The 20,246-nt window shown below is 69.0% G+C and carries 19 protein-coding genes and 2 tRNA genes; 11 read left to right on the forward strand and 10 right to left on the reverse strand.

What is annotated here, in order from left to right:
* Positions 1-109 precede the first annotated feature (109 nt).
* Both AKJ08_RS03650 and AKJ08_RS03655 read left to right on the forward strand, forming a co-directional pair.
* Positions 110-592 (forward strand): deoxycytidylate deaminase, encoded by a 483-nt coding sequence (locus AKJ08_RS03650; protein ID WP_082342646.1) that lies wholly within the window; start codon positions 110-112, stop codon positions 590-592.
* 103 nt (positions 593-695) lie between these two features.
* Complete coding sequence (locus AKJ08_RS03655; RefSeq protein WP_050724817.1) at positions 696-1,109, forward strand: hypothetical protein; 414 nt, start codon at positions 696-698, stop codon at positions 1,107-1,109.
* A 160-nt stretch (positions 1,110-1,269) separates the two neighbouring features.
* Here the strand turns inward: AKJ08_RS03655 and AKJ08_RS03660 are convergent, their stop codons facing one another.
* Together AKJ08_RS03660 and AKJ08_RS03665 are read right to left on the reverse strand one after the other, a co-directional pair.
* On the reverse strand, positions 1,270-1,620 hold the full coding sequence (locus AKJ08_RS03660; RefSeq protein ID WP_169788739.1) for a response regulator: 351 nt from the start codon (positions 1,618-1,620) through the stop codon (positions 1,270-1,272).
* A gap of 130 nt (positions 1,621-1,750) precedes the next feature.
* Positions 1,751-2,821 (reverse strand): ligand-binding sensor domain-containing protein, encoded by a 1,071-nt coding sequence (locus AKJ08_RS03665; RefSeq protein ID WP_050724819.1) that lies wholly within the window; start codon positions 2,819-2,821, stop codon positions 1,751-1,753.
* A 264-nt stretch (positions 2,822-3,085) separates the two neighbouring features.
* Here AKJ08_RS03665 and AKJ08_RS03670 point away from each other — a divergent pair, with 264 nt between their 5' ends.
* Both AKJ08_RS03670 and AKJ08_RS03675 read left to right on the forward strand, forming a co-directional pair.
* The gene (locus AKJ08_RS03670) at positions 3,086-3,784 is read left to right on the forward strand and encodes a histidine kinase dimerization/phospho-acceptor domain-containing protein (protein ID WP_050724820.1); all 699 of its coding nucleotides are present in this window, start codon (positions 3,086-3,088) and stop codon (positions 3,782-3,784) included.
* 8 nt (positions 3,785-3,792) lie between these two features.
* Complete coding sequence (locus AKJ08_RS03675; protein WP_050727422.1) at positions 3,793-5,223, forward strand: sigma-54-dependent transcriptional regulator; 1,431 nt, start codon at positions 3,793-3,795, stop codon at positions 5,221-5,223.
* Here the strand turns inward: AKJ08_RS03675 and AKJ08_RS03680 are convergent.
* The 3 genes from AKJ08_RS03680 to AKJ08_RS03690 all read right to left on the reverse strand — a co-directional run bounded on the left by AKJ08_RS03680 (position 5,126) and on the right by AKJ08_RS03690 (position 9,008).
* On the reverse strand, positions 5,126-6,736 hold the full coding sequence (locus AKJ08_RS03680; RefSeq protein WP_169788740.1) for a response regulator: 1,611 nt from the start codon (positions 6,734-6,736) through the stop codon (positions 5,126-5,128). The genes AKJ08_RS03675 and AKJ08_RS03680 overlap by 98 nt on opposite strands.
* Positions 6,737-6,753: 17 nt before the next feature.
* Positions 6,754-8,073 carry a GGDEF domain-containing protein gene (locus AKJ08_RS03685; protein WP_240475428.1) on the reverse strand — a complete coding sequence of 440 codons (1,320 nt, stop codon included), beginning with the start codon at positions 8,071-8,073 and terminating at the stop codon, positions 6,754-6,756.
* Between the two features lie 194 nt (positions 8,074-8,267).
* Complete coding sequence (locus tag AKJ08_RS03690) at positions 8,268-9,008, reverse strand: tetratricopeptide repeat protein (protein ID WP_050724822.1); 741 nt, start codon at positions 9,006-9,008, stop codon at positions 8,268-8,270.
* 165 nt (positions 9,009-9,173) lie between these two features.
* Here AKJ08_RS03690 and AKJ08_RS03695 point away from each other — a divergent pair.
* The 5 genes from AKJ08_RS03695 to AKJ08_RS03715 all read left to right on the forward strand — a co-directional run bounded on the left by AKJ08_RS03695 (position 9,174) and on the right by AKJ08_RS03715 (position 11,833).
* Positions 9,174-9,261, forward strand: a tRNA-Leu gene (locus tag AKJ08_RS03695).
* 99 nt (positions 9,262-9,360) lie between these two features.
* On the forward strand, positions 9,361-10,560 hold the full coding sequence (locus AKJ08_RS03700; protein WP_050724823.1) for a baeRF10 domain-containing protein: 1,200 nt from the start codon (positions 9,361-9,363) through the stop codon (positions 10,558-10,560).
* A 19-nt stretch (positions 10,561-10,579) separates the two neighbouring features.
* The gene (locus AKJ08_RS03705; RefSeq protein WP_050724824.1) at positions 10,580-11,308 is read left to right on the forward strand and encodes an acyltransferase; all 729 of its coding nucleotides are present in this window, start codon (positions 10,580-10,582) and stop codon (positions 11,306-11,308) included.
* A gap of 44 nt (positions 11,309-11,352) precedes the next feature.
* Positions 11,353-11,646 (forward strand): hypothetical protein, encoded by a 294-nt coding sequence (locus AKJ08_RS03710; RefSeq protein ID WP_050724825.1) that lies wholly within the window; start codon positions 11,353-11,355, stop codon positions 11,644-11,646.
* A gap of 111 nt (positions 11,647-11,757) precedes the next feature.
* Positions 11,758-11,833, forward strand: a tRNA-Ala gene (locus AKJ08_RS03715).
* A gap of 264 nt (positions 11,834-12,097) precedes the next feature.
* Here AKJ08_RS03715 and AKJ08_RS03720 read toward each other — a convergent pair.
* Positions 12,098-13,555 (reverse strand): carboxypeptidase-like regulatory domain-containing protein, encoded by a 1,458-nt coding sequence (locus AKJ08_RS03720; RefSeq protein ID WP_157370451.1) that lies wholly within the window; start codon positions 13,553-13,555, stop codon positions 12,098-12,100.
* Between the two features lie 587 nt (positions 13,556-14,142).
* Between AKJ08_RS03720 and AKJ08_RS03730 the strand changes: the two genes are divergently transcribed.
* Both AKJ08_RS03730 and AKJ08_RS03735 read left to right on the forward strand, forming a co-directional pair.
* A complete protein-coding gene (locus AKJ08_RS03730) occupies positions 14,143-14,658 on the forward strand; it encodes an MBL fold metallo-hydrolase (RefSeq protein WP_082342649.1) in 516 nt (171 codons plus the stop codon).
* Positions 14,659-14,967: 309 nt separating this feature from the next.
* Positions 14,968-15,681: a hypothetical protein gene (locus tag AKJ08_RS03735; protein ID WP_050724829.1), complete on the forward strand. Its 714-nt coding sequence runs from the start codon at positions 14,968-14,970 to the stop codon at positions 15,679-15,681.
* Positions 15,682-15,808: 127 nt separating this feature from the next.
* Here AKJ08_RS03735 and ccrA read toward each other — a convergent pair whose 3' ends face one another.
* The 4 genes from ccrA to AKJ08_RS03755 are packed head-to-tail and all read right to left on the reverse strand — an operon-like array spanning position 15,809 to position 20,244.
* Positions 15,809-17,059 (reverse strand): crotonyl-CoA carboxylase/reductase, encoded by a 1,251-nt coding sequence (gene ccrA / locus AKJ08_RS03740; protein WP_082342650.1) that lies wholly within the window; start codon positions 17,057-17,059, stop codon positions 15,809-15,811.
* Positions 17,060-17,084: 25 nt separating this feature from the next.
* Positions 17,085-17,540 (reverse strand): cobalamin B12-binding domain-containing protein, encoded by a 456-nt coding sequence (locus AKJ08_RS03745; protein WP_050724830.1) that lies wholly within the window; start codon positions 17,538-17,540, stop codon positions 17,085-17,087.
* Between the two features lie 50 nt (positions 17,541-17,590).
* Positions 17,591-19,210: an acyl-CoA mutase large subunit family protein gene (locus AKJ08_RS03750; protein ID WP_082342652.1), complete on the reverse strand. Its 1,620-nt coding sequence runs from the start codon at positions 19,208-19,210 to the stop codon at positions 17,591-17,593.
* Positions 19,207-20,244 (reverse strand): HpcH/HpaI aldolase/citrate lyase family protein, encoded by a 1,038-nt coding sequence (locus AKJ08_RS03755; RefSeq protein ID WP_050724831.1) that lies wholly within the window; start codon positions 20,242-20,244, stop codon positions 19,207-19,209. Before AKJ08_RS03755 ends, AKJ08_RS03750 begins: the two co-directional genes overlap by 4 nt.
* Positions 20,245-20,246: the final 2 nt, after the last annotated feature.

Raw genomic sequence — 20,246 nt, forward strand, 5'->3', positions numbered from 1 at the left:
CCCAGGCGGCCAAGGGTGCGCTCCTTTGCGACGCCAGCCGGGTAGGGCTGGTACCATCGGCCCAAGAAGGATCGCGCGGCGCTGCCTCGCCGGATCCGAAGGAGGAGAGATGCACGTTCCCGAGAAGGCGCCCCGCGAGCGAGCGAGCTGGGACGAGTACTTCATGAACCTCGCGCGGGTGGTGGCGAGCCGGGCGACCTGCGACCGCAAGCACGTGGGCGCGGTGCTCGTGCGGGATCGGACCGTCCTCTCCACCGGCTACAACGGATCGATCCGCGGCCTGCCCCACTGCGACGAGGCGGGCCACATGATGGAGAACGGCCACTGTGTGGCCACGGTCCACGCCGAGGCCAACGCCATCGTGCAGGCCGCGAAGAACGGCGTCGCCATCGACGGCTCGACCATCTACACCACGGCGTCGCCGTGCTGGCCGTGCTTCAAGCTGATCGCCAACGCCGGCTGCTTGCGCATCGTCTTCGGGGAGTTCTACCGGGACGAGCGGATCTTCGAGTACGCGACGCGGCTCGGGATCGAGCTGGTCCCCCTCGATCTCCCGCCCGAGGCAGCCAAGCTCGCGACGCCCGTTCGCTAATCGCTCGCTTCTTTGCCTGGGCATCCACCCGGCAGGTTGCGGGTTTTGCACATGCGTAGCTTGACCCCGTGTGCCCTGCTCTGGGGAGAGGGGGTGATCGGGCGTGGTCGAGACGGTCGTTGTCAGCAGCCAGAATCGCAAGGAAGGGCTCTGCGCCCTGATGGCGGAGTTCTTCCGGCTCGACGGCTGCAAGGACGTGCGGGCTGACGCTCCCGGCTACATGGCGCCGGAGAAGATCGTCGGCTCGCTGAAGGATCATGCGCCGGCGCTGACGTGCAGGCGAACGGACACCCGGGGTACGGCGGTGATCCTGGACACGGTCCTGGTGGAGGGCGGAGCGGTCGATCTCTCCGACGTGGTGAGTCGGCTCCAGCTCTTCTCGTCGGCCGTTCTGGCCATCGAGGGCGAGCTCCACCTGGTGGTCCCGCAGCGGGTGGGGGGCTGTGACGGGGAGGAGCTCACCCGGGCACTGCTCAAGCGCCTCGGGCTCCGGGCCAACCGGATCTGGTCGCTCTGAACGGAGCGTCCGCGCCGTCGTGCAGATCTTCGCCGCCCCGATCATTCGGAGCGGCGATCGCGAATGAAGAAATCGGTCCCGCGGATCCGCAGGACCGATTTCTTCAGCTCGCGCTACGCGCGAGAACGCGCCATTGCGTTTGCTTCGCCTTCGGCTCCGCTCATACGTACTCGCGCACCGTCGACAGGAGATGGTCGAGGTCGAAGGGCTTCTCCACCGCGGGGAGGCCAAGCTCGGAGGCGACCCGCTTGAGGTCGCGACCCGCGGAGATGAGCACCACCGGTACGTCGAGCTTTCGACGGCGAAGCTCCTCGACCACCTGCCGTCCGTCCATCTCCGGCATCATCAGGTCGAGGATGAGGAGGCCGATCGGCTGCTCGGAGGCGATCCGAACGGCTTCTTCGCCAGAGGCCGCGCCAAATGCAGCGATGTCGTCGCCGAGGAGAATCTCGACGATCGCCTCTCGAATGTCGCGTTCGTCGTCGACGACGAGGACCGTTTTCTCTGCCAACTTCATCGTTTTCGCCGCTTTTTCCAAATGCGGCGCTTGAATAGCGGAAGCCGGTTCGCGCGTAAAGACGCGAAAGCGGCGAGCCCGGTGCCGCAGGGCCGGAGCGCTTCCGGGCCTCGCGGGGGGAGGCTCATGGACCTGAGTAGGAGGCGAGCCCGCCGTCGGTGGCGATCCAGAGGGTTCGCCCCCCGGCGGACGTCGGCTCGACCAGGAGACGGCGGATCCCGTCGCCGGGGAGGCCGGCGGTGGCGCTGTAGTAGGTGAACGAACCGTCCGGTGCGCGACGTGCGATGCCGCCCCAGCTCGTGCCGAGCCAGACGCTCCCGTCCAGGTCGCAGGCGACGGCGGGAACGTGATCCTGGGGGAGAACCTCGTCGCGGGTCAGGTGGTCGGTCACGCTCCCGTCCGGCTCTACTCGGAACACGCCATTCCCCAGGGCCGAGACCCAGAGGTCTCCGTTCGAGCAGGCGCCGATCGCGACCACGTCGTCGTCGCTCTTGGCGACCAGCCGGGGAGCGGGCTCGAACGAACCGGCCAGGTTCGGGAGCTGGGGCGCGGCCAGATGCGAGAGGCCGATCCGGCCGCCGGTCCAGAGCTCGCCCCGGGAGTCGACTACGACCTCCCACGCCTCGACGGGATCGGGCAGCGGTCGGGTGGCGAGGATCGCGCCGCCGGCGTCCAGGGTGACGAGCTGGGCCCTCGAGGCCAGCACGGCGCCGCCGGCCTCGTCGAGCCGCTGGATCCGCGCGATCAGGCCGTCGAGGGGCAGCGCCTGGACGGTGATTCCGGTGGCTTCCCCCACCCGGACCAGGAACGGAGGGCCCGAGATCCAGCTCACCGCCGCGAGGCCCGGCCCCAGGGCGGCGACCGCTCGCGGCTGGGTGCGGGGAGCGCCGTCGGAGGCCCGAACCGCCAGGAAGAACTTGGAGCCGGCCGGTCGCACGAAGAGGCCGGAGCGGGCCGTCACCCAGAGGTCGCCGCCTCGATCGATGGACACGTCGAGCACGTCCGTCGGGGCCCCGACCTCTGGGCCGAAGACGTCGACGGCCAGGGATTCCGGAGGCGCGTGGACCAGGGGAGGTGGGATATGGGGATCGGGTGGCTCGATGGGCTTGGGATCGACTCGGACGGGCGTCGATCCGCCGCTGCAGCCGAGCGCCAGACCGGTGAAGAGGAGAAGAAGCCGCGCGCGCAGGGGCATGAACCCTCCCGGCCCCGCCCGCCAACCGGGCGGATGCCCGATTCCCCGCTGATCCACGACCCGTGCCATGAGCCCCCGCGGAGCCGGATGTGACCCACGCGAAGGGTGGGCGCTCTCCGCGCGCGGAGGCGGATGCGGCGGAGAGGACCGGTGCCGGCCATGCTCCGGAAAGTGGCTGCCGCGAGGTGGAAGCATCCGGCCCGTTGACTCCGACCCGGGGCGTCCCTAAGTCTGGGGGCAGACGATCAACCAGGAGCCTGGCCGATGGGAGCCGTTGTCGGTCCGATCGCCCCGCGAGACGGGTCGGAGAGGTACGCGGCGGGCGATGTCGCCGACGAGCCCTTCGCTCGCCTCGGGGAAGCCGAGCGGGCTGCGCTCCTCGCGCGCCTCTCCGCCGGCCTCTCGCACGAGACGCGCAACTCGCTCAACTCCCTGGCCATTCACCTCGAGGTGCTGGCGGACAAGATCCGCGAGCCCGACGGCCGGATCCCGGCGGCGCTCGAGCGGAACCTGAAGGCCGCCCGGGCGCAGATCCGCCGCATGGACGAGCTGGTGCGCCGCTTCGCCGAGTTCGCCTCCGGTCGGCGCGAGGACGGCGAGGTCCACCAGCTCGCGCTCGACGCAGCCGAGCTCTGCGCCTTCCAGCTCCGCCGCGCAGGCACGACGCTCTCGCTCGAGATTCCAGCCGGTCTCCGGGTCGGCGGGGAATCCGGCTTCGTGTGCCGGATCCTGGTGGAGGTCCTGCTGGCCTGCGCCGCCCCCGGGAGCCTTCGGCTGGAGGCCGCCCGCGAGGACGGAATCGTCTGGCTTGGCGTGGTCCTGGAAGCGGAGGATGATGTCGGCCCCCCGCTGGAGCTCCTCGCCTTGGCGGAGCGCCTCGGCGGCGGCCTCGATCGCCTGGAGGGCTCGGTCGAGCGATGGGCCATGCGGATCCCGCTCGGGGCGGGGATCGTCGGACGGTAGGGAGCACCGTGTTCGAGAATGCTCGCATCCTGATCGTCGACGACGAAGAACCCAGCCGCGAGGCGTTGGGCGAGCTTCTCTCCCGCTGGGGCATGAAGGTGGAGGAGGCCGGGAACGGCCGGCACGCCCTCCGCCGCGCGATCGAGACCCGGCCCGACGTGATCGTCACGGACCTGGTGATGCCGCAGATGGACGGGCTCTGGCTCCTTCGCACCCTGCGGGAGGAGCTGCCCGACACGCCGGTGGTCCTGCTGACGGGGCGGGGCACCATCGACCAGGCGGTGGAGGCGATCCGCGAGGGCGCCTACGACTTCCTCGAGAAGCCCGTCGACGGACAGCGGCTGCGGATCGTGCTCCAGCGCGCCCTCGAGAAGAAGGCGACCCTCCACGAGGTGGCGGCGCTGCGGCAACGGCTCAAGTCTCGCGGCGACGATCGGGGCTTTCTCGGCACCTCGTCCGCGATGCGCCGGCTCTTCTCGCTGATCGAGAGGGTCGCGCCGTCCAAGACCTCCGTGGTCGTGACCGGTGAGTCGGGCACCGGCAAGGAGATGGTCGCGAAGTCCGTCCACGACCTCTCGCCCAGGGCGCAAAAGCCCTTCGTCGCGATCAACTGCTCGGCGATCCCGGCCTCCCTCATGGAGGCGGAGATCTTCGGACACGAGAAGGGCGCGTTCACCGGGGCGGATCAGCGGCGCCTCGGCTGCTTCGAGCTCGCCGACGGCGGGACCATCTTCCTCGACGAGGTGGGGGAGCTCCCCATCGAGCTCCAGTCGAAGTTCCTGCGCGTGCTCGAGGAGGAGCGGCTGCGCCGCCTCGGTGGAAAGTCGGAGATCGCCGTGGACGTCCGGGTGATCTGCGCCACCAACCGCGACCTCAAGAGCGAGATCAAGGCGGGGCGGTTTCGCGAGGATCTCTACTTCCGGCTGAACGTCTTCCATCTCGAGGTCTCGCCCCTCCGGGAGCGCCCGGAGGACATCCCCCTGCTGGCGCAGCACTTCCTGGAGAAGTTCGCGGCGGAGACCGGGAAGCGGGTGCAGGGCCTCGACGCCGACGCGCTGGAGGTGCTCTCGGCCTACGCTTGGCCCGGAAACGTGCGCGAGCTCCGCAACACGATCGAGCGCGCCGTGATCCTCTGCGACGGCGACCTGATCGGCTGCGACTGCCTCCCCCCCGAGATGGCCGGCGGGGCCGCACAGGGGATCATGCTCAAGCTCTCGCTGGGGATGCAGCTGCGCGAGGTCGAAAAGGAATACATCCTCGGCTCGCTGCGGCAGAACGGGGGGAACAAGGCTCGCACCGCGGAGCGCCTCGGGATCAGCGAGAAGACGCTCTACAACAAGCTCAACCGATATGCCGCCGATGCCCGGGAGCGCCAGGCGCTTCCGGAAGGAAACGAGACAGTCGAGCGGCGAGCGCCTCGAGATCGAGCGGTTTGGTGAGCAGCTCGTCGGCCCGGGCCTCCTCGAGGCTTCCGCCGGCGAGGGCCGGGGGAAGCGCGGTTGCGAGGAGCACGGGGACGTCGACGCGCCGCTTGATCATCCGGCATACGGCCGCCCCGTCGATCCAGGGTAGGGCGACGTCGAGGACGATCGCCGCCGGGTTCTCGCGGGCGGCTTCGGCAGCGGCACCCAGGCCGTCGACGAAGGTGCGGCAGGGGATCCCCCGGGTGGCGAGCCAGGACGCGAGGAGCTCCGCCTGCTCGCGGTCGTCGTCCACCACGTAGACGAGGCGAGTGGGCTGGGCCTTTCGGCTCCGCTCCCGGCGGAAGAGGCTTGCCCAGACGAGGGCCATGCACGCCCACAGCAGGGCCAGGAAGGCCCGGAGCCGATCGACGGGCGAGGGCTCGCGGGAGGCCGTCGCAGGGCCGGCGGCGGCGATCAGGCAGCGCCCCAGCGGCCGGATGGGCGCTCCTTCGCGGCGCCGCGCCTCGGCCTCGAGGGCGCGCTCGGATGCTCGGGATCCGAAGCGAGAGAAGGAGCGGCGCAGCCTGGCGCGATCCTCCGCCGCCCTGGCGAGGTCGCGGGCCTCGCGTCGCGAGCGCTCCAGCAGCGAGCCGGAGCCCAGGTCCAGGAAGGCGGCAGCGAGGGTTCGGGCGAACTCGGCGGCGCGCGCGAGCTCCGTGCGGCCCGGGGCCCCGCCTAGCGCGCTCCCCACCGCAGGCAGGGCGGGACGGGCGCCTCCTGCCGGGACGAAGAGCCTCGACACCCGCCGCAGCGAGACGCGCCCGGGGAGCCGGCCGGAGGCGGCGGACGCCAGGAGCGCGAGGGCGACGTCGGAGGCCGCCACGTCGGGGCCGAGGGCGATCACCCTGGCGGCACGGGCAGCGGGAAGGAGCCAGAGGTCCGGTCTGCCGCCCTCGCCCTCGAGCCAGAGGGCGCGATCCCCCATGCGCTCGGCGAGCGCCTCGTCGACGTCGAGCTCCGCGACGCAGCTGCGCCAGACTGGCGGCGCGAGGTGACCATGCACCTGCCGGGCGAACGGCGCGCCGGCGCCACAGGCGAGGACCACGAGATCGGCGCGCTCCGAGGCGCCGCCCGCCCGCACGACCCAGCGTCCGTCGGCCGCACGCGCCAGACCCTCGACCCGCCTGCCGACCGTCCGGACTCCTCGCGCCATCGCGGCGGCGCGAAGGCCGTTGACCAGGTCGGTGCGCGCGAGCGTGAACAGTCCGGAGGGCTGCTGCAGCGAGGCGCGCCCCGAGAGGAAGCGGAGCTCCTTGAACCGAGGTCCGTCGACCTTGAGGGAGGGCAGCCCCAGCTCGCCGAGCCGGAGGAGCGCGGGGGTGTCGACCACGAGCTGCCGATCGTCCCGGGGCAGGGGCGTCGCGCCGTAGAGCGAGACCGAGACCGCGCGGTGCCGTGCCTGCGCTCCGTCGAGGAGGGCCGACGCGAAGATGCAACCAGCCGGACCGGCGCCGACGATCGCGATGCGTCCCCCATCATCCAGTGGCACGCCGCCCCCTTCCTCCATCAGCTGACCGGAACCGATGCCCCCCGTTCGTTCGTCCCGCCCACAGGTGGCTCGACACAGACCCGATTGCGACCTTCGCGCTTGGCCCGATAGAGCGCGGCGTCTGCCGCGCGGAGCAGGGCCTCGGCGCTCCCCTCGGGCGTACGCTCGAGGCTCGCCACGCCGAAGGACCCCCGGAGCGGCATGTCCTCGGAGATCCGGACGCCCGACATGTCGCGCCTCAGGCGCTCCGCGAACCGCCACGCCTGCTCGGCGACCGCGTGGGGCAGCAGGAGCACGAACTCGTCGCCGCCATATCTCGCCGCGAAGTCCGTCTCCCGCAGCTCCGCGGAGATGGTCTGGGCGAGGGCCACGATCGCCCGGTTTCCCGCCGCGTGCCCCAGTCGATCGTTGATCGTCTTGAGGTCGTCGAGGTCGACCATCACGGCGCTCAAGGGGTGCTGATAGCGATGGGCCCGCTTCACCTCTTCCTCGAGGCGGGCGAGGAGGGCGCGGAAGTTCGGCAGGCCCGTGAGCGCATCCGTCTCGGCGAGCGCGCGGAGGTGCTCGCCCTGCCGGGCCGCGCGGAGGGCCTTGTCGACCCGGGCCAGGAGCTCCGCGGTCGAGAAGGGCTTCACCACGAAGTCCGCCGCGCCCTGCTCGAGGCCCCGCACGCGGGCCCTGTCGTCTGTCTCGGCGGAGAGGAAGAGGACCGGGATCGACGCGGTCGCGGGATCCTCCTGCAGCAGGCGGAGGGCGGCGAAGCCGTCCATGCCCGGGAGGAAGACGTCCAGCAGGATGGCGTCGGGCACCTCGCGCCGGGCCAGCTCGACCCCGGTCTCCGCGCTCTCGGCTTCGAGGGTGTCGTGTGCGTCGCCGAGGAGATCGCGGAGGAGCCCCCGCACGTCGGCGTCGTCTTCGACCACGAGGATCCGGGCTCGGCTCCCGAGCAGCGGGCCGGGTGGCAATCGGCCTGCCGGCCGATGGCAGAGCGGATCGACCGGAGCCGGCGCCAGGAGCCGGAGCCGGGCCAGGAGCTCGTCGCCATCGGGATCGATCGCGAAGTCGTGGGCGCCTGCGAGGACGGCGGCCTCCAGGGTCGGGAGCTCGGAGCCGATCGCCAGCACCGGGCCCATCGAGCACACGAGGTGCACCGCCCGCTTCGCCGAGCCGGGGGATTCTCCCGTCAGATCCAGGAGCACGGCTTCCACGGCCGTTTCGGGTTCGAGGGCCTGGCCGGCTTCGATGCCAAAGGGTCTCCATCCCGCCTCCCGGAGACGGGCGGCGACGGCGTTCCTCCTGAGCCTTTCGGCGGATACCACCGCGATGCGCTTCTCCACCCCTCGTCCCCTTGTGTGGCGGGCCTAGGAATAAGGTAGGCATGACGCACCCCGGTTCAGTCCCGCGTTTGCGGGACCCCTTACGGGGCGGCCACCGGACGGATTGACGCCGCCTGAGCAGGGCCGGCTTCCGACACGAAAAAGGGCGGCCGCTCTCTCGAGCGCCGCCCTGATTCTTCGCCTCGTCTCGCGGACTATCGGCGCTGCCAGACCACCCGGCGGCCCGCGCCGCCCATCTCGGGCGGGGGCGGCTCGATGTGGAACTGGTAGAACTGCGGCGTGTAGGCCTTCATCTTCATGCGCTTGTTGTTCTGGAGCGCGAGCTGGTTGGCCTTGATCTTCTCGTCGTTCGGGTTGGCATCGGCGGCGCGCCCGAGGACCTTCATCGCGCCCTCGCGATCCCCGATCTTGGAGAGGCAGTAGGCGTAGAGGCTCCAGATCAGGCCGTCCTTCTTGCCCTGCTTCACCGCCGTCTCGAAGGTGGCGCGCATCTCGTCGTACTTGCGGTTGCGGAAGTGGTCGCAGGCGAGCATCGCCCGGAGGACCGCGTAGTTCGCGCCCAGCATCGTGCGGGTGACGGGGCCCCAGCGGTTGCTCTTCTCGAGGTGCGGCCGGGCTGCCGCGAAGTCGCCCTTGGCGTAGAGGAGGGTGCCGAGGTTCGCGTGCATCAGCGGGCCGACCAGGAGCTGGCGCTTCTCGAGCGCGAAGCCGCGCTTGAAGGTCTCGATGGCCTTGTCGAAGCGCTGGGCCTGCATCTCCTTCTGGGCCTGTGCGGAGATCGCCCCGACCTGCTTCATGGCGCGGTTCGTCAGGACGATGTACGCGGCGAGGAAGGCGATGACGAAGGGCACGATCGCGGCGAACGGCGAGAAGATCACCGCGAAGACCGCGAAGGCCACGAGGCCGATCAGGATGGAGATTCCCAGGTTGATCATGTCGTTCCGTGAGTGGCGTCCGGCCGCGCGCCGACCGGACGGCGGCTTGCTATACACAGCGTGACCCGCTCCCGGCAAGGGAAGGCCCCAAAGAGCCTCGTCGCGCGGGCGTCATTGCAAATACCGTTGACGGGGGACCAACATGCCGCGATTCTGCGCGGTGTTGGCCTGCTGGCGAAATCGGTAGACGCACGCGACTCAAAATCGCGCGGGGCGACCCCCCATCCCGGTTCGACTCCGGGGCGGGCCACCAATCCTCCTCCTCCTCCATTCCAGTGCAGCCGTCCGCGGCCGTGGTCACGATCAAAGGTGGCCTCGCCGACGCGAGGGAAGGAGGCTGCGCTTGACCCCGATGGAGAGCGAGTTCCAGGACCTTGCCGGGCTCCGTTCCGACGCGGACCCGATCGTCTCCCTCTATCTGGACACCGACGGCTCCGACCAGGTCCAGCGGGAACGGGTCCGACTCTTCGTTCAGGATCGCCTGCAGTGGGCCCGGCTCCGGTCGCCTCCGGACCACCTGGCGACCTTCCAGAAGACGCTCGCCCGGATCGAGGAATACGCGGAGGGCCTATTCCGGCAGGCCTTCGACGAGAGCGCCCGCGGCATCGCCGTCTTTGCCTGCGAGGGGATCGGGCTTTGGAGGGTCTTCCCGTTCAACCAGAAGCTCCGCAACTCGCTGACGCTCGGCCCCACGCCGCACCTCCTCCAGCTCGCCCGCCTGGCCTACGACTTCCAGCCCGCCGTCGTGACGATCGTCGACACCCGGGGTGCATGGGTGCTCGAGACGGCCCTCGGTAAAGGGGTGGCGGAGTCGCGGATCTCCCACGAGACCCACCGCCGGCACTCGATGGGCGGCTGGTCCCAGATCCACTATCAGCGCCACGTGGAGCAGCAGATCGAGCGGAACCACCAGGAGGCGGCCAAGCACGTGGCCTTCCTCCTCGACCGGGATCCGAAGAGCCAGCTCATCCTCGCCGGGACCGATCGGGCCGTGGGGGCCTTCGAGAAGGTGCTGCCCGAGAGGGCCCGCGCACGGATCCTCACCCGCCTCCCGGCCCCGGGCGAGCGCGGCTATCGCACGGGCGAGATCCGCGACCAGGTGCTCCGCGGGGCGATCGAGGAGGCCTTCGCCCATGAGCGATCGCTCGAGCAGAGCGACGTCCACAACGTGGTGGGGGAGGCGCTCGCCGGCGGTCTCGCGGTTCTCGGCCCCGAGGACGTCGCCCTGGCCGCCACCGAGGCGCGGATCCACCGCCTGCTGATCGAGGACGGCTTCGAGCAGACGGGCTGGCGCTGCACCAACTGCAACGCGGTCGGGATCAAGACCGTGAACGAGTGCAGCTATTGCGGGCAGGAGGTCGAGGGAGTCTCGCTGGGCGAGGAGCTCGCGAGGAGGGTGATTGCCGAGGGCGGCGACGTGGACGTGATGGAGCCGCAGGCCCTGCTCCACCACTACTTCGGCCTGGCGGCGGTGCTCCGCAATCGGGGCTCGGTGGCGGCGATCGGAGCGGCGCCCGAGCCCTTGGCCTACGGGGAGCCAGCGGCTTACTGATCGCTGGAGGGGGGGCGGGATGGACGTGGTCGAGAGGATCCTCGACCTGAGCCGGCGGGGAACGCCGCTGGCGAAGGTCCTTCGCGGGTTTGCGGTGGCGTCTTCGCAGTGGTCGCTTCGCCCGAGGGCGCTCCATCGCGTCCTCGAGTCGGAGCGCAGCGTCCGGCGACAGCTCTCCGACGAGCTGTGGCGGGCGCTCTACTACCAGCCGCTCTTCGCCACCCTCTGCGATCGGGTGGACGGTCCCTTCCGCCTCGAGATCTGCCCGGACTCCAAGGTGCCCGTGGTGGTCAACTGCCGCCTCGAGATCGGCAGAGGCGTGCGGATCTCCGCTCGGACCACCTTCTCCGGCGCGAGGAACGCCAAAGAGGTCCCGCGGATCGTCCTGGGCGACGACTCCTACATCGGCCACCGCGTCGTCCTCCGGGCGGGGACCGGGCTCGTCGTCGGCAAGCGCTGCTACTTCGCCAGCAACGTCTTCGTTTCGGGCGATCCAGGGCACCCGATCGATCCCGTGAAGAGGCGGACCCAGGCCGCGCCGGTCGAGGATCTCACCCGGATCGAGATCGGCGACGACGTCTGGATCGCCGAGGGTGCGGCGATTCTCGGGAAGGTGCGGATCGGCGAGGGCGCCATCATCGCGGCACGCTCGGTGGTGCACCGGGACGTCCCCCCGCGGACGCTGGTGGCCGGAGTCCCGGCGCGGGTGGTTCGCCGGATCGATCCGGTAGCGCTCGCGGGCGGTTGACACCGTCGAAGGGCCCCGACTACAGACTTCGCCGGAGGTGCCCGATGGATCGGCACGAAGACCGCGGCTCGCTGCTCTCCCGGGCGGCCGAGGCGCTGGAAGAGGTCCGGAACGCGGTGGTGCGCTCGTCGCAGGCGAGCAAGATCCGCATCGATGCCACCTTCCTACGGCGCGATCGGGACCACCTCTTCCGCGATCTCGGGCGGAAGGTGTTCGAGCTCGCCGAGGCGGGCGAGCTCGCGCTCACCGAGGATCTCTTCGCCGCCCTCGAGCCCATCCGCGAGCTGTCGCGAAAGCTGGACGATCACGACAAGGAGCTCGCCGAAGTGGAGGGCTAGCCCCTGGGGCGCAAATTCGCGGGATCGCGAAAAAACGCTTCCACCAGCGCGCGATTATGCTAGATAGGCCTCGCTCGTTGGCACCGACGGCGGGCACCGCAGCAAGAATATGGGGCAGTAGCTCAGCTGGGAGAGCGCCGCAATGGCATTGCGGAGGTCAGGGGTTCGATCCCCCTCTGCTCCACCAAAGTAACCCCGCGAATCCTTTGGGTTCGCGGGGTTTTCCTTTTGGAGCCCAGGAATCGCTACGAGCTGGATAAGGGCCGTTCCCTTGCGGGGCTCGGAGGGGTCAGGCTCCCAGGCCACTACATCCACGATGGACCGAAGAAGGCCCTTGATCGCCTCCCTCTCCTCTCGCTCCACAGCGACCGCCAAGGAGCGGGCAAGCTGCCGGTAGGAGTCCGCTTGAAGAGGTACCGCGATGCTGGCCCGCGGTACCTCATGGTTGGCACTACGGAGCGGTGGTGAAGGAGCGCTCCCCGGTGCGGAACCCCATCAGGTCTTCGATGTCCAGGATGCGAACGAAGCCCATCCCCCTTCCATCGGCGATGTCGTCTGCACCCAGAAAGCCGTCGGTGATCGCAGCGGTCACCAACCAGGAATAGGTCGTCGATCCGACCAGCTTCATTTCGTCCAGATCGGAGTCGGCGAGGGTGAGGCTGCTCACATCGCCTGGCAGATAATACTGCAGAGAATACTGATGAGCCTGATTGGTGTCGTTGAGGACGATCTCGACCCAATAGCTCTTGGCGCCATTCACAGGCGTCCAGCTCAGCGTCGGCAGGCGGGACACGTTGGTGGCCCCTTCTGCTGGTTCGAGGAGCTTCAAGGCCTGGGTCTGAGGGAACTTGATCGTGGTGGCTCCGGCCGAGGTCACCTTTGCCACGCGTATCGCGATGGTTCCGTCCGCGTCGGCGCCGACGAGCGCGAGCCTGCCGCCCTCCGAAGGCAACTCGACGTCGGCGTCGTTGGGAAGCTCGGTATCGCCCCCGAAGCGTTCCGCGAGGGTGAAGCGAGCCCCATGCAGATCGAAGCTCAACACACCCGAGCTCTTCCCGTTGTCGTAGGCGCCGTAAGTGGCGTTGAAGCGGGTCTGGAAGGTGCTGATCGGAGCAGACGACAGCTCGATCTGCAGGCCGCTGGTGTTGCCTTCATCGTTCATGGCCACGTCTTCTCGTACGCCGGCAGCCCGATAGACAATGGTTCCATCGGCCTTTAGACCCACGTGGGCCGCCACGACGTCGACGCTTCGGGAGGGAGGACCGAACCAGCGCACCTCGGCGGAATACGCCCCGGGCCCCTGGAGCTCGAAGCATGCGTGGTCGTTTCCCGTTGTCGAGATCAGGATCGATTCCCCGGCGGGGAAAGGGGCCTGGGCACCGGTGATCGTTCCGGTCAGGGTTGCGCGCGAGAGCCCATTGGCGTTGTCGAATCGAGCCACCCGGGGATCCCGGCGGGTCAGCCTCCTGAGTTCAACGATATCACCCGATGGAAACTTCAAGGTCAAATCGTAGGGCACATCTACCCCGTCAAAACTGAATTTCCCCTCTGCGTCCGTCTCCTGACTGAAGCCGAAGGCATGATTCAGGACCGCGAGCGCCCCGGCCATGGGCTTGCCTCGGTCATCGATCACGGTCCCTAGGACCTGGTTGATAGGCTGCGGATCTCCGCCATGGCCTCCCTCGCCTGCGGTGCCGCCCTGGCCTCCGCCACCCTCACCGGCGGTGCCGCCCTGACCGCCGCTCCCCTCGCCAGCGCTGCCACCCTGACCGCCGCCACCATGGCCGGCGGTGCCACCGTCTCCACCGGAGCCGGCTTCGCCACCAGCCCCTCCACCGCCCCCAGTCCCAACCTTCGGGTCGGTCTTGTCTGCACCACAGGCCACCAGGGCCAGCGCTGCAAACAACATCCCTACGGTCCTCAAACTCATCATCTTGGATCCTCCCTGGGGCGCTCCCCGCAAAGGTTTCAAAATACCACAATGAAGGGGTGGCCCGACCTCGCGCTTTGCCCTCGCCTAGAACAGTTGAAGGCCTGGTGGAATTGGGGCGGCAGAACGGCTTCGAGGATCGAGAGCGAGCCCGTCAGCCCCTCGACAGAGCGGAAGTCGCAAGGAAGTCGGAAGGTTAGAGACGGCCCATCGGAGTTCGAAAAGCGTCCGCTATGCTCCACCAAAGTAACCCCGCGAATCCTTTGGGTTCGCGGGGTTTTCCTTTTTCAGGCGCATGGAGCGCCAAAAGCTGGATCCGGGCCATCGTTCATCGGGGCCGACCGGGGTTTCGTCCCTGCCAGCGCTCCAGCTCCTCCACCAACAGCTCGGCGACTCCGCGCACGAGGGGTGTATCGAGGGCGCTCTTGGCGCAGACGAGGTGGTGCGCCGGTCGGACAACTTCCTCGTCCAATGGAGGGCGGCCGAGTGCGGACTCGGCGCGTTCATCAAGCCGAGGATGACCCACCGCTTCGCCGCGCCGTCGTCACTCGTGCCCCTCGACCTAGGTGGGTCATCAACACCCCCGCGATGGGCGCCTACATCTCGATCACGTCTCCGGCCTCCCGGACGTGCCGAAGGGGACGCCCATCTTCGCGGGCCCGGGCGAAGCGCATCCCAGGCGGTTCATCAACCTCTTCACGCAAGGGTCCATCGATCGCGCCCTGGCGGGGCACGCGCCGGTACAGGAATGGCCCTTCCAAGGAGGGGACGAGCGCTTCGCCGGGATCGTCGACGTCTTCGGCGACGGCTCGCTCTGGGCGATCTGGGTGCCGGGGCATACGCCGGGATCCGTCGCCTACCTCGCTCGAACCGTCCGCGGTCCGGTGCTCTTCGTGGGCGACACCTCGCATACCTCTTGGGGCTGGCGGCACGACGTCGAGCCGGGGAGCTACACCGTCGATCGGGCGATGAACGCGACGAGCCTCGCGGCCCAGCGCCGGCTGGTGGCCGAGCATCCGGGCATCGACGTGAGGCTGGGGCACCAGCACCTCGACGAGAGCCGGACCGCCACCCGGCGGTAACGGCGCGATCGAGGAGGAGGGGAGGCGCCAGGGGCGCCGCAGGGCGGAGGTCGTCTTCAGTCCCCAACCCCGGCGAGAAGCCCCGGTCGTTGGTCCGGACCGGAAGCCCGGAGTTCCATTTGGACTCCGGGTTTTTGCTTTAAGCGCGCGATGACGTGCTCCACAGGTGCGCTCTCGCCCGACATTGTAGAATTGTGGACTCTCCAACGGATTGTCGTTAGGAAGACGCTGCCACGGGCCCGTGCCCGCGTCCGGAGATCCGACCATCCGGTCGGCCGACCTTCCGGACTACGTTAGAGGGAGTCCCATATGAAGCTCCGTCTGCTTGCTGCACTCGCTGTTGCGACCTCGATCGTCGGTTTCGCCGGCCCCGCTTCCGCCGCGAAGACCCACGGCCTGCGCCTCGAAACGGCCTTCTTCAAGGATTTCAACATTGCCTCGTTCGGTAGCGGGGCCTCCGCTCCCGGCGAGAATGACATCCGGCTGGGCTCGAACCTCACCAGCACGAGCCCCCAGGGCGATCTCAAGGTCGGCTACGACCTGCCGGGCGGGTTCACTCCGCTGATCGGCATCGGCTTCCGCTCGGAGTCGTTCAAGTTCTTCGACTCCAAGGACAAGGAGCTCGGGAAGGCGAGCATCACCTCGATCATCCTGGACGCCGAGCTTCGCTACTACTTCCGGGCGCACAAGAAGGGCATCTCGCCGTTCGTCTTCGGTGAGTTCAACATCGGGATCCCGGTGTTCTCGACGGACGGCGCCCTGGCGTCGCCGATGCTCTCCAAGAAGCAGAACGATGCGCGGAACGACTCCATCGCCGATAACTTCGGGTTCACCGAGATCAACGCGGGCTTCGGCGCCGAGTACCTCTTCAGCAACTCGTTCGGCATCGGCGGCAAGTGGGGCGCCGGCGTTGCCTTCCAGGGGACCTCCGAGCACACGGCGGAGGGCGAGACCTTTGGCTCGAACACCTCCAACACCACCTTCGGCACCAGCGCTGCCGTCTACGCTACCTGGCGCCTCTAAGCGCTCGGTCGTAGTGGGTTGATTCACGACGCCGCGCAGCCCTCGAGGAAGCGCGGCGTTTGTGTGTCTGACGCTCGAACGACACGACGCCGCGCACCGCCATGGGCGCGGCGCCGTCGTTTCCGGCTCAGGCCTGGTAGGCGGGGATCGCCGCGGCGGCGACAGGCGGACGATCGAGGAGCTGGTTGGCCCGCTCGTCCTGCTCCGCGCCGACGGTGATCACCATCTTCCCCATGTGCCGGTTGGCGGCCATCTCCTCGTGGGCCTCCGGCGTCTGCTCGAAGGCGAAGACGCGATCCACGTAGGGCCGGATCTTCCCCTCGATGATGAGCTGGTTGGCCCGGTCGGCCTCGTAGGCGTTGGCGAAGTGGCTCCCGATGATCTGCTTCTGCCGCATCCAGAGGTGGCGGACGTCGAAGTCGAGGTGGTAGCCGCTGGTGGCGCCGCAGATCACGATCTTCCCGAAGCGCTTGGCGAGGAAGACGGAGGCAGGGAAGGTCTGCTGGCCCACGTGCTCGAAGACCACGTCGGGGTCGCTGCCGCCGGTGAGCTCGCGGAGCGCCTTGCCGAAGCGCTTCATCTCCGCGAGACGCCGCTTCTCCTGCTCGGGGCTCTCGTTCTGCCCCTTGGCGATCTCAAAGTCCCTTCGGTCGATGGTGGCGGCTGCGCCCAGCTTCCTGGCGAGCTCCGCCTTGCGACCGCTGGAGACCACGGCGATGGCGTTGGCGCCGGTCGCCTTGCAGAGCTGCACTGCGAAGATGCCGAGGCCGCCGGACGCCCCCCAGACGAGCACGTTGTCGCCGGCGCGGACCTTCGCCTGGTCGAGCAGCATCCGGTAGGCGGTGAAGTACGTGAGGCCGTAGCTTGCGGACTCGATCCATCCGAGCCGCGGCGGCTTGGGCAGGAGCTGCTGGGACTGGACCTTGGCGAACTGGGCGAAGGAGCCGTAGTTCGTCTCGTAGCCCCAGATTCGCTGCTCGGAGCAGGCGAGGGGATCGAGGCCGTTGCACTCCGGGCACTGGCCGCACGACTGGTTGCAGTGGACCACCACCTCGTCGCCGATCTTCCAGCGGCGCACGTTCGAGCCCACCTGCCAGACGATCCCCGAGGCGTCGGAGCCGGCGATGTGGAAATCGTCGCCGGTCCCCCGCATCACCGAGACGGGCTTGCCCCGCGCCGCCCAGATCCCGTTGAAGTTCACCCCGGCGGCCATCACGTAGACGAGGACGTCGTTCGGCCCGAGCTTGGGAACCGCCACCTCCTCGGGCCGCATCGCCTCCAGGGGATCGCCCTCGCGCCCTTTGCGGATCACAATCGCGTGCATGCGATCCGGGACGACGCCAACCGGAGGTGTCGTCCCCACTCCTACGATCCTCATGTTCTTCCCCCCTTTCCCTTTCTCGTTACGGATGGAGCGCCGGCGGATCAGGTGTCGTGATCGCCTTGGGCTCCACCAGCCAGCGCACGAACGAGACCACCTCCTCCAGCGGCGACTCCGGGCCGAAGACGCGCTTCACGCCCAGGCCCGCCAGGAGCGGCCAGTCCGCCATCGGGATCACGCCGCCCACCACCACCGGGAGATCCTGCGACGAGCGACGCGTGAGCTCCTCCCGGAGCCGCTCGCAGATGGAGAGGTGCGCGCCGGAGAGGATCGAGAGGCCGATCACGTCGACCGCCTCCTGCACCGCTGCCTGGGCGATGGTCGGGATCGATGTGCGCAAGCCCGTGTAGATCACCTCCATCCCCGCATCGCGGAGCGCGGAGGCGATCACCTTGGCCCCGCGCTCATGCCCATCCAGGCCGGGTTTCGCTACGAGCACGCGTGGCACATACCGAGTGTGATTCAGGCCGACTGACATCCGCGTCCTCCTTCGAGCTGGTGTTGCCTTCCTCGATCCGCCTCCTCGATTCAGAACTGGGATGGGGGCCGGTAGGTCCCGAAGACCTTCCGGAGGGCTCCGGCGATCTCACCCGTGGTTGCGTATGCGAGCACAGCCTCGCGGATCGCCGGCATCAGGTTGGAGCTCCCGCCGGCCTCGTCCTCCACCCGGGCGAGGGTGCGCTCCACGGCGGCGCCGTCGCGGCCTTCGCGGAGCTTCCGCAGCTCCGCCTTCTTCTCCTCTTCGGCCTCGCGGGACAGCACCTGCGCCTCGATCGCCTCGGTGGAGCCCTCGGTGGCGTGGACGTTCACGCCGACCACCGGGATCGAGCCGTCCTCGACCCCCTTCTGCCACTCGTAGGCCCGCCGTCCGATCCGCGTCTGGAGCCAGCCCGAGCGCAGGGCCTCCACCATGCCGCCGCGGGCGTCCACCTCGTCCATGATGCGGAGGATCTCCCCCTCGAGGTCGTCGGTGAGCGCCTCGACGAAGTAGGAGCCACCCAGCGGATCGGCCGTCTTCGCCACCTCCGTCTCGAGGGCCAGGATCTGCTGGATCCGCAGCGACGTCCGGGACGAGAGCTCGGTAGGGATCGCGAAGGCCTCGTCGTAGGCGGCGGTGAACACCGACTGCAGCCCGCCGCACGCCACCGCGAAGGCCTCGAGGGTCAGCCTGGCGAGGTTGTTCAGGGGCTCGGCCCGGGTGAGCGAGTGTCCGCCGCAGACACAGGCGGCCCGGAGCCGCTGCGCCTGGGGATCCGACGCGCCCCGGGACTTCATGTGGTTCGCCCAGATCCGCCTTCCCGCGCGGTACTTGGCCACCTCCTCGAAGAAGTTGGCGTAGGTGTAGAAGAAGAAGGAGATCCGCTTGCCGAAGCGATCCGGATCGAGGCCGCGGGCGAGGAGGGCGTCGACGTACGATTTCCCAGCACTCAGGGTGAATGCCATCTCCTCGGCAGGGGTCGCGCCCGCGTCGCGGTAGTGGCTGGCGATGGAGATCGGGTTGAAGCGGGGGAGCCGCTCCACCGTGTCTTCCACCAGATCGATCGCAAGGCGCATCGAGGGATCGATGGGGAAGATCCACGCGCCCCTGGCGCCGAACTCCTTGAGCAGATCGTTCTGCACCGTGCCGGAGATCCGATCCGCCGGCACGCCCGCCTTTCGCGCCACCGCCTCGTACATCGCCAGGAGGATCGGCGCGGTGGCGTTGATCGTCATCGAAGTGGAGACGCGGTCGAGGGGCAGGCCCGAGAAGACCCGCTCCATGTCGGCCAGCGAGTCGATCGCCACGCCGACCTTGCCCACCTCGCCCGCCGCCTCCGGATCGTCGGAATCGAGGCCGAGCTGGGTGGGGAGATCGAGGGCGAGGGAGAGGCCGGTCTGGCCCGCCTCCAGGAGATAGAGGAAGCGGCGGTTGGTCTCCGCCGGCGTCCCGAAGCCCGCGTACTGGCGCATGGTCCAGGGCTTGCCCAGGTACATGTCCGCGTGGATGCCGCGGGTGAAGGGGAACTCACCCGGAGGCGGCGGGTGGCGCTTCACGTCCGTTGGGCCATAGACGGGACGGATCGCCGTCCCCGAGCGGGTGCGGTGGACCGGCTGTGCCGGCGCGCGATCGCTCCGGCCGCCGCCGGCCTTGTCGATGCGCCTCCTCATCGGCCCACTCCGGCTTCGACGCCCGTCGCGCCGTTCGGCTCCTCGACCTCCACGCCCTTCGCGCCGTTCGCCGACGTCGCGAGACGATCGTGCTCGTCCACGAGGCCGGCGCGGCGGGCCACCGCGAGCTTCTTCCACTCCACTCGCAGCGTGGCGGCATCCACCATCTCGTCTCCGTAGACGATCGCGCCCAGGCCCTCCTCGTGATCGGCCTTGCGATAGGCCTCCAGGATCTCGAGGGCCCGCTGGATCTCCGCGGTATCCGGCGTGTAGGCGCGGTTGATCACCGGGAGGTGCGACGGGTGGATCGCCCACTTGCCGTCGAAGCCCATCCGCGCGCCTTCCTCGGCGTCGCGCTTCACCTGCTCGAGGTCGCGGAAGTTGAGCGTGACGTTGTCGATCACGTCGATGCCCGCCGCTCGGGCCGCGGCGATCGTATGGGCCTTCGGATAGTGATACACGCGGAACTGGTCGCGGGTGAGCTCCTTGGCGCCGATGTCTCCGGCGTAGTCGGCGATGCCGAAGATCAGCGACGTCATCCTGGGCGAGCAGGCCGCGATCTCCTCTGCGTGCAAGAGCGCCTTCGCGCTCTCGATCAGCACCTCGAGCTTGATCCGCCCGATCTCGAAGCCGCAGTTCTCCTCGATCTGGGTGATCAGCCGATCCACGAAGAGGACGTCGTCGGCGCCGTAGACCTTGGGGACCACGACCACGTCCACATACTGGCCCGCTGCCTCGAGGACCTGGATGAGATCGCCGTAGAAGTAGCGGGTGCGGACGTTGTTCGGGCGGATCGCGCGGATCTTCCCCTTGAAGTCCAGGTTCCGGAGCGCCTGGATGAGGGTCGCCCTCGCCGGGACCTTCTGGGACACGGCACACGAGTCCTCGAGGTCGAGGATCACCTCGTCCGCCTCGGAGTCCGCCGCCTTTCCCATCATCTTCATCGAATGGGCGGGGCAGGTGAGCTCGGTGCGCCGGACGTTGAAGCTCCGGGCGATCACGAGCTGGTCGATCGGGCTGCGCGAGTTCTCCATTT

The organism is Vulgatibacter incomptus (assembly GCF_001263175.1).
GTDB lineage: Bacteria > Myxococcota > Myxococcia > Myxococcales > Vulgatibacteraceae > Vulgatibacter > Vulgatibacter incomptus.